Below are 18193 nucleotides of genomic sequence, written 5' to 3'. Positions count from 1 at the left end.
TGGGCTCCCTTCTCCGTTCAGGTGCCGGGTACACGGCCGATGCGCGCAGTCGGTTCACGGCCGGCCGAAGGTTTAACGGAGCGAAGATGCACTCGAACGGGTGGCGCGCGCACCGAAGGCGTTTCCGAGCGCGAATCCTTGCGGGGTGAAGTAACGGTCTTCGTGACCGTAATGAGTTCTTCGTGATTGGGGTGTGGCTCCACTGTCATAAATTTCGTGCTAATGCGATGTACGTCACCGTAACGGCACGATCGTGACTTGGTGCACGTGCATACTTCCTACCGTCGGGTAGGAAATGTAGGGTTAACCCCGTGTCAAGTCGGATGACCTTGTGCTGGGGCCTGAATGGGTCGCACTGTGTAAGCGAATCCCCGGGCGGGTTACCTCAAGCGGGTTAGGGGCTGGCAAGAGGTCTGGACGTCTACTGCTCCCGGTCGGTCTGTTGTGGTTTAAACCACTCTGATGGAGCAATCTGCCACGCCTGAGTGAAGTTCGGCCTTTCCGATGGAGTTCCCACGTGCGTGTTCCGGTCGAAGAACTGAACACCGGGGGATACTCCATTCGGCGGTAGAACATTCTGGATTCGTTGGGCACCGTTGCCTACGGATCTCGACGGTTGTGGTGGCCCCAACTGTCGGGCCCATCGATCGCGGTCCGCTGACGACGGGACCCGGTTGTCCATTCCCGCGGCACGCAGGCGAAGGGGAATCGCCACCGCAGTGGCGTGTGCGCGGAGCGGAAACCGGGTGGGTGTCGGCGCGCGGCCGTGAATTGTGCTCATCCCCTGGGCGGGAACGCGCCTGACAGCGGGCGGCTCCGCCTGCCTGTTCCACCGACCAGTGCCGTCACCGGTTCTGGCGATGTCCCCTGCCCTGATGACCCGTGCCCGAAAGGTGCCCTGATCGATGTCGGTCCCACCGGAGTGGAACGCCACTGACCGGCCTTTGCCCGCCCGCACCCTGGCTCAGCTGGTGCAGGCGCAGGTCGCGCGCACCCCCGACGCGCCGGCGCTGCTGGGGGCGGACGGCACGGTCAGCTACGCCGAGCTCGACGCGCGAGCCACCCGGCTCGCGCACCTGCTGGCGGCGCGCGGCGCGCGGCCGGAGCGGATCGTGGCGCTGGCCCTGCCCCGCTCGGCCGACCTGGTGGCGGCGCAGCTGGCGGTGGCCAAGACCGGCGCGGCCTTCCTGCCGGTGGACCCGGACTACCCGAAAGAGCGAATTTCGCTCATGTTCGACGACGCCGATCCGGTGCTGGTCGTCACCCGCGCGACGCTGGCCGACCGGCTGCCGGCGGCTGTGCCGCTGATCACCCTGGACACCCCGGGCCTGTTCGACGATCATCCGAATCGGCCGGTCGACGGTCCACAGTGCACCGACCACGCCGCGTATGTGATCTTCACGTCGGGGTCCACCGGGCGGCCCAAGGGTGTTGTCGTCACGCACGCCGGCCTGGCCAGCTTCGCCGCGGCCGAGATGGACCGGTACGAGGTGCGCGCCGGCGACCGCGTGCTCCAGTTCTCCTCGCCCAGCTTCGACGCGTCCATCCTGGAACTGTGCATGTCGCTGCCGGCCGGCGCGGCGCTGGTCGTGCCGCCGCCGGGACCGCTGCTGGGCGACCGACTGGCCGACGTGCTGCGCCGGGAGCGCGTCACGCACGCGCTGATCCCGCCGGTGGCGCTGGCCACCGTGCCGGACACGAAGCTGCCCGACTTCCGCACGCTGATCGTCGGCGGCGACGCCTGCCCGGCCGACCTGGTCCGCCGCTGGGCCCCCGGCCGCCGCATGATCAACTCGTACGGGCCGACCGAGTCGACGGTCGTCGCCACCTGGAGCGACCCGCTGACCCCGGGCGGCACCCCGCCCATCGGCCGTCCGATCTGGAACACCCGGGCCCACGTGCTGGACGCCGATCTTCGTCCGGTCGGTGTCGGCGCCACCGGGGAGCTGTACGTCGAAGGTATCGGCCTGGCCCGCGGCTACCTTGAGCGTCCGGGCCTGACCGCTTCACGGTTCGTCGCCAGCCCGTTCGCGCCGGGCGCCCGCATGTACCGCACCGGCGACCTGGTCCGCTGGACGGCCGCCGGTGTGCTGGAGTTCGTCGGCCGCGCCGATCACCAGGTCAAGATCCGCGGCTTCCGGGTCGAGCTGGGCGAGATCGAGACGGCGCTGCGCCAGCACCCGCGCGTCCGCGACGCCGTGGTGATCGCCCGCGAGGACCGCCCCGGCGTGAAGCGCCTCGTCGGCTATGTCGTCGGCGACACGGACGCGGACCTGCGGGCCCATCTCGCGACGACCCTGCCAGACTACATGGTGCCGGCGGCGATCCTGCGGCTGGAGCGGTTCCCGTTGGGCCCCAACGGGAAGCTTGACCGGAAGGCGCTGCCGGAACCGGACTGGTCGGCTGCCCGGCGCACCGAGTACGCGGCACCGCGCACCGAGGCGGAGTCCGTGCTGGCCCGGCTGTGGGGAGAGCTGCTCGGCGTCGACGAGGTCGGCGTGCACGACGATTTCTTCGAGCTGGGCGGGGATTCCATCCTCGGCGCGAAGCTGCTGGCCCGGATCCGGACCAGCTTCGACGTCGACCTGTCGCCGCGCATCGTGTTCGACGCGCGCACGGTCGCCGGCATCGCCGAGCTGCTGCCGCCCCAGGCTCGCGCCGCCGAGAACCGGATCCGCCACGTCGCACGCACCGGCCCGGTGCCGATTTCTCCGGCGCAGCGTCGGTTGTGGCTGATGAACGACCTGACCGCCGGCGACACGGAGTACAACTCGGCCATCGGCCTGCGCCTGCGCGGCCCGCTCGACGTCGATGCCCTCCAGACGGCGCTGACGGCGTTGGTGGCACGGCACGAGTCGCTGCGCACGACCTTCGACACCGTCGACGACGAGATCGTCCAGGTGATCCACGACGAGGGATCCCTGCCGCTGCACCGGATCGACGACATCGAGGCCGAGCTGGAGCGGCCGTTCGACCTGCGTGAGGGCCCGCTGACCCGGGCGTCGCTGCTCGAACTCGGCCCCGACGACCACGTGCTTCTGTTGTGCCAGCACCACATCATCACCGATGGCTGGTCGGTCGGCGTGCTGGTGGACGACCTGATCGCCGGCTACACCGGCGGCGAGCGGCCGACGCCGACCGTACAGTACGCGGATTTCGCGCTGTGGCAACGGGAACGCCTGACGCCGCGGCTGCGGGAGCGGCAGCTGGCGTACTGGCGGCGCAAGCTCTCCGGCCTCACCCCGCTGGAGCTGTCGACCGATCGTCCCCGCCCGCAGGTCCGGACCACCAACGGGTCCATCCGCCGTTACGACCTGCCGGCCGACCTGGTCACCCGGTTGTCGGCGATCGGGCAGGACCACGGGGCCACGCTGTTCATGACGCTGACCGCCGCCGTGCAACTGCTCTTGGCACGGCACAGCAACCAGCAGCAGGTCGCCCTCGGCACCGTCGTCTCCGGGCGTGATCACTCCGAGCTGGAGCGGGTTGCCGGCTTCTTCGTGAACACGCTGGTGCTGCGGGCATGGGTGGACCCGGCGCAGGGCTTCCCCGACTTCCTGACGGACGCGCGTGAGACGGTGCTGGAGGCCTTCGCATACGCCGACCTGCCGTTCGACCAGGTCGTCGCCGATCTCCAGCCGGCGCGCGACCCGAGCCGGACCCCGTTGGCCCAGGCCCTGATCATCCTCCAGAACGCCATGGTGCCGGCCCGTACGGCCAACGAGCTGCGGATCAGCGAGCACGATCTGCCGCGCCCAAGGGCCCGCTTCGATCTGGTCTTCGAGTTCGTGCCGCGGGACGGCGGCCTGGTCGCGGCCGTCGAGTACAACACCGATCTGTTCGACGCCAGCACGATCGACCGCATCGCCGGCCACCTCCGGGTGCTGCTGGACGGCATCGCCGCCGACCCGGCGCGCACGGTCGGCGAGCTGCCGCTGCTGGACGACGCCGAGCGCCGGCAGGTGCTGACCGAGTGGCAGGGTCCGGTGATCGATGTGCCGTCGGTGACGCTGCCGGAGCTGTTCGAGCAGCAGGCCGACCGCACGCCCGATGCCGTCGCGGTGCTGTGCGAAGGCCGGCAGCTGACCTACCGCGAGCTCAACGAGCGTGCGAACCGCTTGGCCCGCAGGCTCATTGAGCAAGGCGCGGGCCCGGAACGGCTGGTGGCGATCTCCATGCCGCGGTCGGAGCGCATGATCGTCGCGGTGCTGGCCGTGCTCAAGTCCGGCGCGGCCTACCTGCCGGTGGACCCGAAGTACCCGGCCGAACGGCGCGAGCTGATGATCGCCGACGCGCGGCCGGTGGTCGTGTTGACGGAGGTCGGCGAGCTGCCGGGCAGCGGCGAGAATCTCGGCGACACCGGGTTGCTCCCGGCGCATCCGGCGTACGTCATCTACACCTCGGGCTCGACCGGCCGCCCCAAGGGCGTCGTCGTCACGCACGCCACGGCCGTGGATCTGATGGCGTGGGCGGCCAAGGACTTCGGTGCTGGTGGCCTGTCCGCTGTGGTCGCCTCGACCTCGCTCAACTTCGACGTCTCGGTGTTCGAGGTCCTCTGCCCGCTGATGGTCGGCGGCCGCATCGAGGTCGTCCGGGACGTGCTGGCGCTGGGCGAGCGGCGCGGCGCGGACTGGCCGGCCAGTCTGGTCAGCGGCGTGCCGTCGGCGTTCGCGCAGCTGCTGGCCCAGGGCGCGGTCTCGGTCACGCCCGAGCACGTCGTGCTGGCCGGCGAAGCGTTGACGGCCAAGGCGGTGCGGGATGTTCGGGCGGCGCTGCCCGGCGTGAAGATCGCCAATATTTACGGCCCGACCGAGGCCACGGTCTACGCCACCGCCTGGTTCGATGACGGCCAGGACCGGAACCCGCCCATCGGCCGGCCGATCGCCAACACCAAGGCGTACGTGCTGGACTCGGCGTTCCGGCCGGTCCCGCCGGGCGTGACCGGCCAGTTGTGCCTGGGTGGCAACGGATTGGCCCGCGGCTACCTCAACCGCGGCGGCCTCACCGCCGACCGTTTCGTCGCCGATCCCTACGGCCCGGCCGGCAGCCGCATGTACCTGACCGGCGACCTCGTGCGCTGGACCGCCGCCGGCGAGCTGGAGTACCTGGGCCGCGCCGACCACCAGGTCAAGATCCGGGGCTTCCGGATCGAGCTCGGCGAGATCGAGAACGCTCTGCGCGCGCACCCGGCCGTCACCGAGGCGGTGGTGGTCGTGCGCGAGGACAACGGCCACAAGCGGCTCGTCGGCTACATCGTCGGTGCCACCGACGGTCTGCGCGACTACCTCAACGGCCGGCTGCCGGAGTACATGGTGCCGGCGGGCTTCGTCCAACTGGACAAGTTCCCGTTGAACCCCAACGGAAAGCTCGACCGGGCAGCGCTGCCGGCGCCGGACTGGGAGGCGCACGGCACCGACTATGTCGCCCCGCGCACCGACGCCGAGCGGGTGCTGGCCGAGGTCTGGGTCGACGTGCTGGGTGTCGCCCGCGTCGGCGTGCTGGACAACTTCTTCGAGCTGGGCGGCGACTCGATCCTGAGCATCCAGGTCGTGTCCCGCGCGGCCAAGGCCGGGCTCAAGGTGTCGTCCCGGGACATCTTCCTCAACCAGACCATCGCCGCCCTCGCGACAACAGTTGTTGTCGGGGAGCTGGTCGAGCGCGGGCCGGCGCTGGGCGAGGTGCCGCTGACCCCGGTCCAGCGGTGGTTCCTCGACACGAAGCCGGCCAAGCCGGGCCACTTCACGCAGAGCGTGGTGGCGACCTTCGATCAGCCGGTCGACGCGGCCAAGCTTGCACCGGCGTTGCAGGCGCTGGTCGACCACCACGACATGCTGCGGGCGCGGTTCACCGATCGGCAGATCATCTCGGCGGCGGAGCCGGTGACCGTGCTGGGCGAGCCGGATCCGGTGTTCGACCTGGCCACCGGCCCGTTGATCAGGGCCGCGATCACCGCCGCCGACCAGGTCACGCTGTACGTGCACCACCTGGTGGTGGACGGCATCTCGTGGCGGATCCTGGTCGAGGACCTGATGACCGCCTACCGCGGCGGCGACCTCGGCCCGCGCACGACCTCGTTCCAGGAGTGGGCGCACAAGCTGACCAACCACGCCTTCGGCGACGCGGAGTACTGGCGCGCGATCGAGGACGTGCCGATCCCCGTCGACACGGTCGGCGAGGACACTGTCGCCGATACGCGCGAGGTCAGCGTGCGGCTCGATGCCGCGCAAACCCGGGCGCTGTTGCAGGACGTGCCGGGGGTTTATCGCACGCAGGTCAACGACGTGCTGCTGGCGGCGCTCGGTCGCGTGCTGTCGGACTGGACCGGCAGCCCGCGCGTGGTCGTCGACCTGGAGGGGCACGGCCGCGAGGACCTGTTCCCCGATGTCGACATCTCCCGCACGGTCGGCTGGTTCACGTCCATCTTCCCGGTGTCGCTGGAGATCGCCGGCGACTGGGCCCGGGATCTCAAGACTGTCAAGGAAAAGCTGCGGTCGGTGCCGAACAAGGGTGTCTCGTACGGGGCGCTGCACTACTTCGCCGGCAGCGTGCCGGCGATCGAGCCGTCGGTGAGCTTCAACTACCTCGGGCAGTTCGACGATGCAGGCGAGATGGCGCTGCATGAGGACCCGGCCGCGCCGCGTCGGCATCTGCTGGACGTCGTAGGCCGGGTGGAGAACGGCTGCCTGGAGTTCACGTTCTTCCATGGCGTACGGCACAATTCGACAACCATCGAGGGACTGGCCGCCGCCCTTCGCGCCTCGCTCCTGGAGATCATCGAGCACTGTGGACAGTCGGGTGCCGGTGGTCGCACGCCGTCGGACTTCCCACTGGCCGGGCTTGATCAGTCCACAGTGGATCGGCTGGTCGGCGACGGCCGGAGTGTGGAGGACATCTATCCGCTGACGCCGACCCAGGCCGGCATGGTCTTCCATCGCCTGGTCGAACACGGTCAAGGCGCGTACTTCCAGCAGGTCAGCTTCACGGTTGACGCCAGGGCCGACGAGCTGGCGGCAGCTTGGCAGACCGTGGTCGACCGGACGCCGGTGCTGCGCAGCGAGATCGTATGGGAGGGCGTCGACCGGCCGGTCCAGGTGGTCCGGCGCGGTGTGAAGCTGCCGATCCGCCGCTACGAAGGCGACTTCGCCGATCTGCTGGCCGAGGATCGGGCGGCCGGGCTGGACCTGTCGACCGCCCCGCTGATGCGGGTGACCCTGGTCGACCAGGGTGTGGAAACCCGGGTGCTGTGGACGTTCCACCATCTGCTGCTGGACGGCTGGAGCCTGTTCCAGGTTCTCGCCGACGTGATGGCGGTCGTGCACGATGACGAACTGCCGGCGCGGCGGCCGTTCCGGGATTACGTGGCTTGGCTGTCCGAACAGGACACTGCGGCGGCGGAGGCGTTCTGGCGTCAGCACACCGCCGAGCGGACACCGCTGCCCTACGACCGGCAGCCGTCCGGGAACGCCGAGTCCACGGCCAGCCTGCGAATCGACTTCCCGGCCGACGGCCTGCGGGAAATGGCCCAGCGCAACGGGTTGACCGTCAACACGGTCGTGCAGGGCGCCTGGGCGCTGCTGCTCGCCCGGCACAGCGGGCAGCGAGAGGTGTGTTTCGGCAGCACGGTCTCCGGTCGCCCGGCCGATCTGGCCGGTGCCGAAGACATCGCCGGCATCTTCATCGCCACGCTGCCGTCCATTGTGGACGTTGACGAGTCGCGTGAGCTGGTGCCGTGGCTGCGGCGGATACAGGACGAGCAGGCGGCGGCCCGGCGCTTCGACTACGCCCCGCCGACCGGCGCGCTGTTCGACAGCATCCTGGTGTTCGAGAACTACCCGGTGGACGCCGAACTCGGCCTGCGCGACGTTCGCGGCGTCGAGACGACCAACTACCCCCTGGCCGTGGTGGCCTACCCCGGCGACCGGCTGACCCTGGCCTTCGGCTACGACCCGCGCCTGTTCGACGAGACGACCATCGCGGCGCTGGCCGATCGGTTGCGGGCGCTCATCGAGGAGATCGCCGCCGACCCGGCTCGGCCGCTGGCGGCGCTGCCGATGATTACCGACGCCGAGCGAACCCTGCTGTTGCACGACTACACCGACACCGCGCAGCCGCTGCCCGAACTGAGCGTGGTCGAGCTGTTCGCCGCCCAGGTTCGCCGCCGGCCGCACGAGTTGGCCGTTGACGACGTGACCTACGCGGAGCTGGACCGCCGGTCGAACCGGTTGGCGCACCGGCTGATCGAGCTCGGGGTCGAGCGGGACCGGCCGGTGGCGCTGCTGCTCGAGCGGTCGGTGGAGCTGGTCGTCGCCGAGCTGGCGGTGCTCAAAGCCGGCGGCGCGTATCTGCCGCTGGACGCCCGTGCGCCCAAGGAGCGGCTGCGCATGCTCGCCGCCGACACGACGGTGCTGATCACCGACGACCGCTGGCGTCCGGTCGGCGAGACCGTCCACAACGGACAGATCGCCATGATCGACGAGGGCGCGTCGGACGGCCCGGTTGAGCTCAAGGTGCACCCGGCCAACCTGGCGTACGTGATGTTCACGTCCGGGTCGACCGGCGTGCCGAAGGGCGTCGCGATCACGCACCGGGACATCGTGGCGCTGGCGGCCGACCGGGCGTTCCGGCGTAACCACAAGGTGGTGCTGCTGCACTCGCCGCAGGCCTTCGACGCCTCCACCTACGAGCTGTGGGTGCCGCTGCTCAACGGCGGCCGCGTGATCGTCGCCCCGCCGGGCAGCGTCGACCCGGCGGTGATTCGCTGGGCGATCGGCCGGGGGATCACCTCGCTGTTCCTCACCATCGGCCTGTTCCGCCTGGTGGCGCAGGAGGATCCGGGCTGCTTCGACGGGCTGGCCGAGGTCTGGACCGGCGGCGAAGCGGTGCCGGCCGAGGCGCTGCGCCGAGTGTTGGCTGCTTGCAACGGACTGTCCGTTGTGGACGTCTACGGCCCCACCGAGACCACGACCTTCGCGTCTCGGTACCTGATGACCGGTGTGGTGCCGGATGTGGTGCCGATCGGGACGCCGCTGGACAACATGCGGCTGTACGTCCTCGATGCCGATCTGCGCCTGGTGCCGCCCGGTGTGGTGGGGGAGCTGTTCATCGGCGGTGTCGGCGTGGCCCGTGGCTACTGCGACCAGCCCGGCCTGACGGCGTCCCGGTTCGTCGCCGACCCCTTCGGCGACGGCGATCGCCTGTACCGCACCGGCGACCTGGTCCGATGGCGTGACGGCGTGGTGGAGTTCGTCGGCCGCGCCGACGACCAGGTCAAGATCCGTGGCTTCCGCATCGAGCTCGGTGAGATCGAGGCGGCCATGGGTGCTCATCCGGCCGTCGATCAGGCCGTGGTGGCCGTGCGGACCGACGACGGCCGCAAGCGCTTGATCGGTTACGTCGTCGGAAAGGCTGACGGGCTCAAGGAGTTCCTGGCCGAGCGGCTGCCGGACTACATGGTGCCGGCGGTGATCGTCGAGCTGGAGTCCTTGCCGCTCAGCGCGACCGGCAAGGTCGACCGCAAGGCGCTGCCGGCCCCGGAGATCAGCCGCGGGCACGTCGAGCCCGGCACCGACGCCGAGCGCACGCTGGCCGCGATCTGGGCGGAGGTGCTGCGCCTGGACCGTGTCGGGGCCGAGGACAACTTCTTCGAGCTCGGCGGCGACTCGATCGTCAGCATCCAGGTCGTGTCCCGGGCTCGGCAGGCCGGCCTGAGCCTGATGCCCGGCGATCTGTTCACACACCCCACGATCGCCGCGCTGGCCGCGGCCGCCGGCACGGCCACGACCGCGACGGCCGATCAGGGGGCAGTGACCGGTGACGCGCCGCTGACCCCGATCCAGCATTGGTTCCTCGACGCCGAACCCGTGCACGCCGAGCACTTCACCCAGTCCATGCTGCTCGATCTGCCCGGCGTCGACCGCGCGGCACTGGACCGGGCCCTCAATGTCCTGCTGGCCCACCACGACGCGCTGCGCACCACTTTCGCCGACGGGCAGCGGACGTGGCCGGTCGAACCGGCCAAGATTCTCGACGGACCGGCATTCGACCTGCTCAAGGGGCCGATGCTGCGGGCCGAGTTGGTTGGCGACAAGCTGCTGGTCGAAGCTCATCACCTGGTCGTCGACACGGTGTCGTGGCGGATCCTGGCCGAGGATCTGCGCGCAGCGCTGCGCGGCGAGGCCCTGCCGGCCAAGACCACCTCGTTCCAGGAATGGTCGACGCGGCTGGCCGACTTCACCAAGGCCGGCGGCTTTGACGACGAGTTGCCGCACTGGACGTCCCTGACCGGCCACGCCGAGCTGCCGACCGACGCCGATGGCGTCAACACCATGGGTTCGGCGCGGACGATCACCGTCAGCCTCGACGCCGAGCACACCCGGGCGCTGCTCCAGGACGTGCCGGCCGTCTATCGCACGCAGGTCAACGACGTCCTGCTCAGTGCGCTCGGCCGCGCGCTGGCCGACTGGACCGGCCGTGATCGCGTGCTGGTCGACCTCGAAGGCCACGGCCGTGAGCAGCTGTTCGACGACGTCGACCTGTCCCGCACGGTCGGCTGGTTCACGTCGATCTTCCCGGTCGAGCTGGCCGTCAGCGCCGACTGGGGCCAGACGTTGAAGCAGGTCAAGGAAAACCTGCGGGCGGTGCCGCGTCGAGGCGTCGGCTACGGCGCCCTGCGCCACCTGGCCGGCTCCGCGCCGGCGGTCGACCCGGAGATCAGCTTCAACTACCTCGGCCAGTTCACCGACGACGGTTCCATCGGCGGCTCCGCCGATCCCGGCCAGCGCCGACCGCACCTGCTGGACGTTGTCGCGCTGGTTCAGCACGATCGCCTGGACCTGACCTGGTACTACTCGGATCAGGTGCACGCCGAGGCGACGGTCCGCGCCCTCGCCGATGCCATGATCGAGGCTCTGGCCGGTATCGTCCGGCACTGTGCCCGGCCCGGCGTCGGCGGCCGCACGCCGTCCGACTTCCCGCTGGCCCGCCTCACTCAGTCCGATGTGGACGGACTGGTCGGCGACGGCCGCGGCGTCGCTGACATCTACCCGTTGACGCCGTTGCAGGCCGGCATGATCTTCCACAGCCTGGTCGACGGCTCCTCCGGCGCCTACTTCAACCAGGTGCAGCTGCGGCTGACCGGCATCGACGACCCGGCGGCCTTCGGCGCGGCCTGGCAGCGGCTGGTCGACCGGACCCCGGTGCTGCGCAGCCGGATCGTGTGGGACGGGCTGGCCGAGCCGGTGCAGGTCGTCCAGCGCGACGTCACGCTGCCGGTCACCGTGCTGGACTGGACGTCCGGCGACATCGACGACCGCCTGCGGCAACTGCTGGCCAACGACCGCGCCCGCGGCATGGATCTTGCCGTCGCCCCGCTGATGCGGGTGACGCTGGCCCGGCTCGCCGCCGATGAGGTGCTGCTGGTCTGGACGTTCCACCACGTGCTGCTGGACGGCTGGAGCTGCGCCCAGCTGGTGCAGGAAGTGTGCGAGGACTACAAGGCCGTCGGCACGCCGGCGCGCCGGACGCCGTTCGCCGAATACCTGCGCTGGCTGTCCACTCAGGACTTGGCTGAGGCGGAGTCCTTCTGGCGCACCGCGTTGGACGGCGTGGAAGGCCCGACCGCGCTGCCGTTCGACCGCCAGCCGGTGGAATCGCACCGGGCCCAGTCGTGCGCGACCGTTCGTGTCGACTACGCGGCGGAGCCGTTGAAGGCGTTGGCCCACAACCTCGGTCTGACCGTGAACACGATCGTGCAGGCCGCGTGGGGTCTGTTGCTGGCCCGCCGCAGCGGCAGCAGTGACGTCGTGTTCGGTACCACGGTGTCGGGCCGCCCGGCCGACCTGCCCGGCGTGGAGTCGATGGTCGGCATGGTGATCAACACCCTGCCGAGCCGGATCCGGGTCGACGACGGCAAGTCCGTCACCGACTGGCTGCGGGCCGTGCAGCAGGAGCTCTCGCAGGCCCGGCAGTACGACTTCGTGTCGCTGGCCCAGCTCCAGGGTTGGGTCGGCGCGACCCTGTTCGACAGCCTGCTGGTGTTCGAGAACTACCCGTTCGACGAGGAAGCCATTGCCGCCCATGGCATCGGCATGCACGGCATGGGGGAGGTCCAGCCGACCAACTACCCCCTCAGCGTGGTCGTGCAGCCCGGCGACACGCTCGCCGTCAGCTTCGACTACGACCCAACTCTGTTCGACGAGTCGACCGTGCATGGCCTGGCCGACCAGCTCGACCTGGTGCTCACGGCCATCGTCCGCGCACCGGGGAAGCCGGTGCGGGAGCTGGATCTGCTCACCGAGGCCGAGCGCCGTCTGGTGCTGCGGGAGTGGAACGCCACGGCGACCGCGCCGAGCTTCGACACCGTGCTGACGGCGTTCGCCCGGCAGGATCCCGACGCCCTCGCGGTGGATTCGCTGACCTACCGCGAGCTCGACGCCCGGGCGAACCGCCTGGCCAACCGGCTGATCAAGCTCGGCGTGGGGGTCGAGGACCGGGTCGGGCTGCGCCTCGAGCGCTCGGTCGACCTGGTGATCGCCGAGCTGGCCGTGCTCAAGGCCGGCGCCGCGTACGTGCCGCTCGACCTGCGGGCCCCGGCCTCGCGGCAGCAGGCCGTCCTGGACCTGGCCGGCGTGCGAATCGTGCTGGAGGACGTTGCTTCCGACGAGCCTCCGACAACACCTGTTGTCAAGGTTGCCCGGGCCAACCTGGCCTACGTGATGTTCACGTCCGGCTCGACCGGCGTGCCCAAGGGGGTCGCCGTCACCCACGCCGACATCGTCGACCTGGCCCGCGATCGTTCCTTCGCCCGCGGCCACGGCACCACGCTGCTGCACTCGCCGCAGGCCTTCGACGCCTCCACCTACGAGGTGTGGGTGCCGCTGCTCAACGGCGGCCGCGTGATCGTCGCGCCGCCCGGTGACGTCGATGCCTCGGTCATCCGCTGGGCCGTGCAGCAGGGCGTGACGGCGATGTGGCTGACCGCTGGTCTGTTCCGTCTCTTCGCGATGCAAGACCCTAACTGCCTTTTGGGTCTTACAGAGGTGTGGACGGGTGGTGACGTCGTCCCGGCCGAGTCGGTTCGGCGCGTGATCGCGAGCGGTGTGTGCGTGGTGGACGGCTACGGGCCGACCGAGACCACGACCTTCGCCTCCCGGCACAAGATGCGCGGCCAGGTCCCGGATTCGATCCCGATCGGCTCGCCGCTGGACAACATGCGGCTGTACGTGCTCGACGGCGACTTGCGGCTGGTGCCGCCGGGGACCGTGGGGGAGCTGTACATCGGCGGTGCCGGCGTGGCCCGGGGTTACATCGGCCGGCCGGGGCTGACGGCGTCGCGGTTCGTGGCGGATCCGTTCGGCAGCGGCGAGCGGCTGTATCGGACCGGCGACCTGGTGCGCTGGCGTGACGGCGTGGTCGAGTTCGTCGGCCGGGCCGATGATCAGGTCAAGGTGCGGGGTTTCCGGATCGAGCTCGGCGAGATCGAGGCCGTGCTGGCCGAGCACCCGGCCGTCGAGCAGGCCGTGGTGGCCGTGCGGACCGACGAGGGGCGCAAGCGGCTGGTCGGGTACGTCGTCGGGGAAGCCAAGGGGCTCAAGGAATTCCTGGCCGAGCGGTTGCCGGACTACATGGTGCCGGCGGCGATCGTCCAGCTCGACGAGCTGCCGCTCAGCCGTAACGGCAAGGTCGACCGCAAGGCGCTGCCGGCCCCCGAACTCGCCGTCACGACTGGCTATCTGCCGCCGCGGACCGACAACGAGCGGATTCTCGCGACCATCTGGGCGGAGATCCTCGGGGCCGAGCGTATCGGCGTGGAGGACAACTTCTTCGAACTCGGCGGCGACTCCATCCTGAGCATCCAGGTCGTCTCCCGGGCCCGGGCCGCCGGCCTCAACCTCACGCCGCGAGATCTGTTCGCGCACCCGACGATCGCCGGGCTAGCGGCCAATGCCACCGCTGCCGTGCAGATCGTCGCGGAACAGGGAGCGGTCAGCGGTGAAGTGCCGCTGACGCCGATCCAGCGCTGGTACCTCGACGGCGCGGTGGTGCCGGAGTCGTTCACGCAGTCGATGCGGATCGAGTGGCCGCAGGACTTCGACCTGCCGCAACTCCGGGCCGCACTGTCCACTGTGGTCGCACATCACGACGCCTTGCGGATGCGGTTCCACCGGATCGACGGCCAGTGGTGGCAGCACAATGCCCCGGACGAGCCGGCCGAGATCCTCGACGCCGAGATCAACCTGGCCGACGGCCCGGTGATCAGCGCCAAGCTCGAAGCCCCGAACGTCCTCGTGCTCACCGCGCACCACCTGGTGGTCGACGGTATCTCGTGGCGGGTGCTGGTCGAGGACCTGGAAGCGGCCTACCACCGGAAGGCGTTGCCGCCCAAGACGACCTCGTTCCGTGACTGGTCGCAGCGGCTCGACCGGCACGACTTCGGGGCCGAGGTCGCGCACTGGACCGGGCTCACCGCCGATCCGACGCTGCCCACGGACGGCAAGGGCCCCAACACCTTCGCCACCACGACAACACTTGTTGTCGGATTGGACGCGATCCAGACCAGGGCGCTGCTCCAGGACGTGCCCGGCGTCTACCGCACGCAGGTCGACGACGTGCTGCTGGCCGCGCTCGGCCGGGTGCTGGCCAACTGGACCGGGCGCGACCGGGTGTTGGTCGATCTCGAAGGCCACGGCCGTGAGCAGCTGTTCGACGACGTCGACCTGTCCCGTACCGTCGGCTGGTTCACCTCCATGTACCCCGTGGAGCTGACCATCGGCGGCGGCTGGGCCGACACGCTGAAGTCGGTCAAGGAACAGCTCCGCGCGGTGCCGAACAAGGGCGTCGCCGGCCTCATCCACGCCACCGCCGAGCCGCGGATCAGCTTCAACTACCTCGGCCAGTTCACCGACGCCGGCACGCTCGACTCGGCGATCGGCCCGGACGAGCGCCGGCCGCACCAGCTCGACGTCGTCGGCGTCGTCCAGGGCGGCAAGCTGGAGCTGACCTGGCAGTACTGCACGGAACTGCACCGCGAGTCGACCGTCCGCCGGCTCGCCGGTGATCTCGTGGCCGCGCTGCACGAGATCATCCGGCACTGCGCCGAGCCCGGCGCCGGCGGCCGCACGCCGTCCGACTTCCCGCTGGCCGGCCTAGCCCAGCACCAGGTCGACCGGATCGCCGGCAACGGCCGGGAGATCGAGGACATCTACCCGCTCACGCCCATGCAGGCCGGCATGGTGTTCCACGGACTGTCCCAACAGGACCGTGGCCTCTACTTCGAGCAGGTCGCGTTCGTGCTCGAGGCCGCGCCGGACGTGCTGCGGCTGGCCGAGGCGTGGCAGCGGGTGGTGGACCGGACGCCGGTGCTGCGCAGCCGGATCGTGTGGGACGGCGTGCCCGAGCCGGTCCAGGTCGTCGACCGGCAGGTCAAGGTGCCGATCACCATGTACGACTGGCAGGGCCTCAACCGCGAGGCGCTGCTGACCGACCTGCTGGCCGACGACCGGGCCCAGGGCTTCAACCTTGGTGCCGGACCGTTGCTGCGGATCACCCTGGCCCGGCTGTCGGCCACCGAGGTGCAGGTGGTCTGGTCCTTCCACCATGTGCTGCTCGACGGCTGGTCGGTGTTCCAGGTGCTGTCGGACGTGCTGGCCGAGGAAACCCCGGTGCGGCGGCCGTTCTCGGACTACGTGGCCTGGCTGCGCCGGCAGGACCTCGACGCCGCCGACACGTACTGGCGCGAGGCGCTGGCCGGCATCGAGGCCCCGACGCCACTGCCGTTCGACCGCACGCCGACCACCAGCCACGACACGGCCTCCACCGAGTGGGTGTCGGCGCGGCTGGATGAGCGGGCGGCCGGCCGGGTCACCGAGTTCGCCCGCAGCCGCCGGCTGACCGTCAACGCGGTCGTCCAGGGCGCATGGGCGTTGCTGCTGTCCCGCTACAGCGGGCAGGGCGACGTCTGCTTCGGGGCGACCGTGTCCGGCCGGCCGGCCGACCTGGCCGGGGCCGACGACATCGCCGGCATCTTCATCAACACGCTGCCGGTACGGGCCACTGTGGACGGTGAAGTGTCCGCTGTGGACTGGCTGCGCGAGATGCAGCAGGCGCAGGCGGAATCGCGGCGGTTCGAGTACGTTCCGCTGTCACGGCTGCAATCCCTGGCCGGCGTGCCGACCCTGTTCGACAGCGCCGTGGTGTTCGAGAACTACCCGGTCAGCTCCGAGCAGGGCATTCGCGACCTCGACGCCACCGAGGCGACGAACTATGCGCTGACCGTCGTGGGCGTGCCGGGGGAGACCCTGACGCTGGGCATCGGCTACGACCCGGAGCTGTTCGAGCCGAACACCGTGCGGCGCATGGTCGGCCACCTGACCCGGGTCGTGGAAGCGTTGTGCGACAACCCCCGTCTCGGCGATGTCGACGTGCTCACCGCCGAGGAGCGGGAACACCTGCTGACCGGCGTGAACGCGACCGAACGGGTCGTGGTGCCGGCGACGCTGCCCGAGCTGATCGAGGCCCAGGCCGCCCGGACTCCCGACGCGATCGCTGTACTGGCCGACACCACGCTGACCTTCGCCGAGCTCGACCGGCGGGCCAACCAGCTGGCCCGCAAGCTGATCGCCGCCGGCGCCGGGCCGGAGAAGATCGTCGCGCTGGCCCTGCCGCGCTCGCTGGAGATCATCGTGGCGCAGCTCGCGGTGCTCAAGGCCGGGGCCGCGTACCTGCCGGTCGACCCGGCCTACCCGGCCGAGCGCATCGAGTTCATGCTCACCGACGCCCAACCGGTGCTCACGATCACGTTGCCGGACGGCGCGGTTCGCGGCGACATCGTGCTGGACGGCTCCGAAGCGTCCTATTCGGACGAACCGGTTGCGCGGTCGCTGGCCCCGGCCAGCCCGGCCTACGTGATCTACACCTCCGGCTCGACCGGCCGGCCCAAGGGCGTCGTGGTCAGCCACGCCGGCCTGGCCAGCTTCTCCGCCGCCGAGATCGAGCACTTCGACGTCCGCCCCGGCGACCGCGTGCTCCAGTTCGCGTCGCCGAGCTTCGACGCCTCCGTGCTGGAACTCTGCATGTCGCTGCCGGCCGGCGCGGCGCTGGTCGTGCCGCCGCCGGGCCCGTTGCTGGGGGAACACCTGGCCGCGGTGTTCAGCGGCCGCGAGGTCACGCACGCCCTGGTCCCGCCGGTCGCCATGGCCACGGTGCCGGAGGTGCCGCTGCCCTCGCTGCGGACGCTGATACTCGGCGGCGACGCCTGCACGCCGGATCTCGTGGCCCGGTGGGCTACCGGCCGCCGGTTGATCAACGCGTACGGGCCGACGGAGTCCACTGTGGTCGCCACGTGGAGCGATCCGTTGGTGCCAGCCGGCACACCGCCGATCGGCCGGCCGATCTGGAACACGAAGACGTATGTGCTGGACGACAACCTGCGTCCCGTGCCGGCCGGCGTGCCGGGGGAGCTGTACGTGTCCGGCATCGGCCTGGCCCGCGGCTACCTCGACCGCCCCGGCCTGACGGCCTCGCGGTTCGTGGCCAACCCCTTCGAGCCCAGCGCGCGTATGTACCGCACCGGCGACCTGGTCCGCTGGAACGCCGACGACGACCTGGAATTCCTCGGCCGCGCCGACAACCAGGTCAAGATCCGCGGGTTCCGGGTCGAGCCCGGCGAGATCGAGGCCGTGCTCACCGCCCGTCCGGACGTCAAGGCAGCCGCGGTGATCGCCGCCGACCAGCGGCTCATCGCCTACGTCGTCGGCAACACCGATGGCCTGCGGGAACACCTCAGCGGGCGGCTGCCGGAGCACATGGTGCCGTCGGTCTTCGTGCCGCTGGACGAACTCCCGTTGACCCCCAACGGAAAGCTCGACCGCCGCGCGCTGCCGGAACCCAGCGCCGAACTTCCGGTGACCGGCTATGTGCCGCCGGAGACCGAGACCGAGGAGGTGCTCGCCGGCATCTGGGCCGAGGCGCTGCGGCTGGACCGGGTCGGCGCCACCGACAACTTCTACGACCTTGGCGGCGACTCCGTGCGCAGCCTGCACATCACCTCGATGGTCCGCACCGCGTTCGACGTCGAGCTGACGCCGCGCGACGTGCTGACCAGCGGGACCGTGACCGCGCTCGCCGAGCTCATCGAGGAGCGGGTCCTGCTCGAACTGGAACGCGTCGCCTTCGGCGACGAGGACATCTGAAAGGA

Annotated in this window: 1 protein-coding gene; it reads left to right on the top strand. The window is 70.4% G+C overall.

Features of this window, described 5'->3' with window-relative positions:
* Positions 1-905: 905 nt before the first annotated feature.
* Positions 906-18188 (top strand): non-ribosomal peptide synthetase, encoded by a 17283-nt coding sequence (locus M3Q35_RS11485; RefSeq protein ID WP_273941670.1) that lies wholly within the window; start codon positions 906-908, stop codon positions 18186-18188.
* Positions 18189-18193 lie beyond the last annotated feature (5 nt).

This window comes from Kutzneria chonburiensis (assembly GCF_028622115.1).
Taxonomy (GTDB): domain Bacteria; phylum Actinomycetota; class Actinomycetes; order Mycobacteriales; family Pseudonocardiaceae; genus Kutzneria; species Kutzneria chonburiensis.
The sequence above is the reverse complement of the archived record's forward strand: the minus strand, read 5'-3'. Positions and strand labels throughout refer to the sequence as shown.

What these genes read in the sequence shown, in the direction of transcription:
- M3Q35_RS11485 (WP_273941670.1), top strand. Translation starts at nt 906, where the DNA reads ATGTCGGTCCCACCGGAGTGGAACGCCACTGACCGGCCTTTGCCCGCC.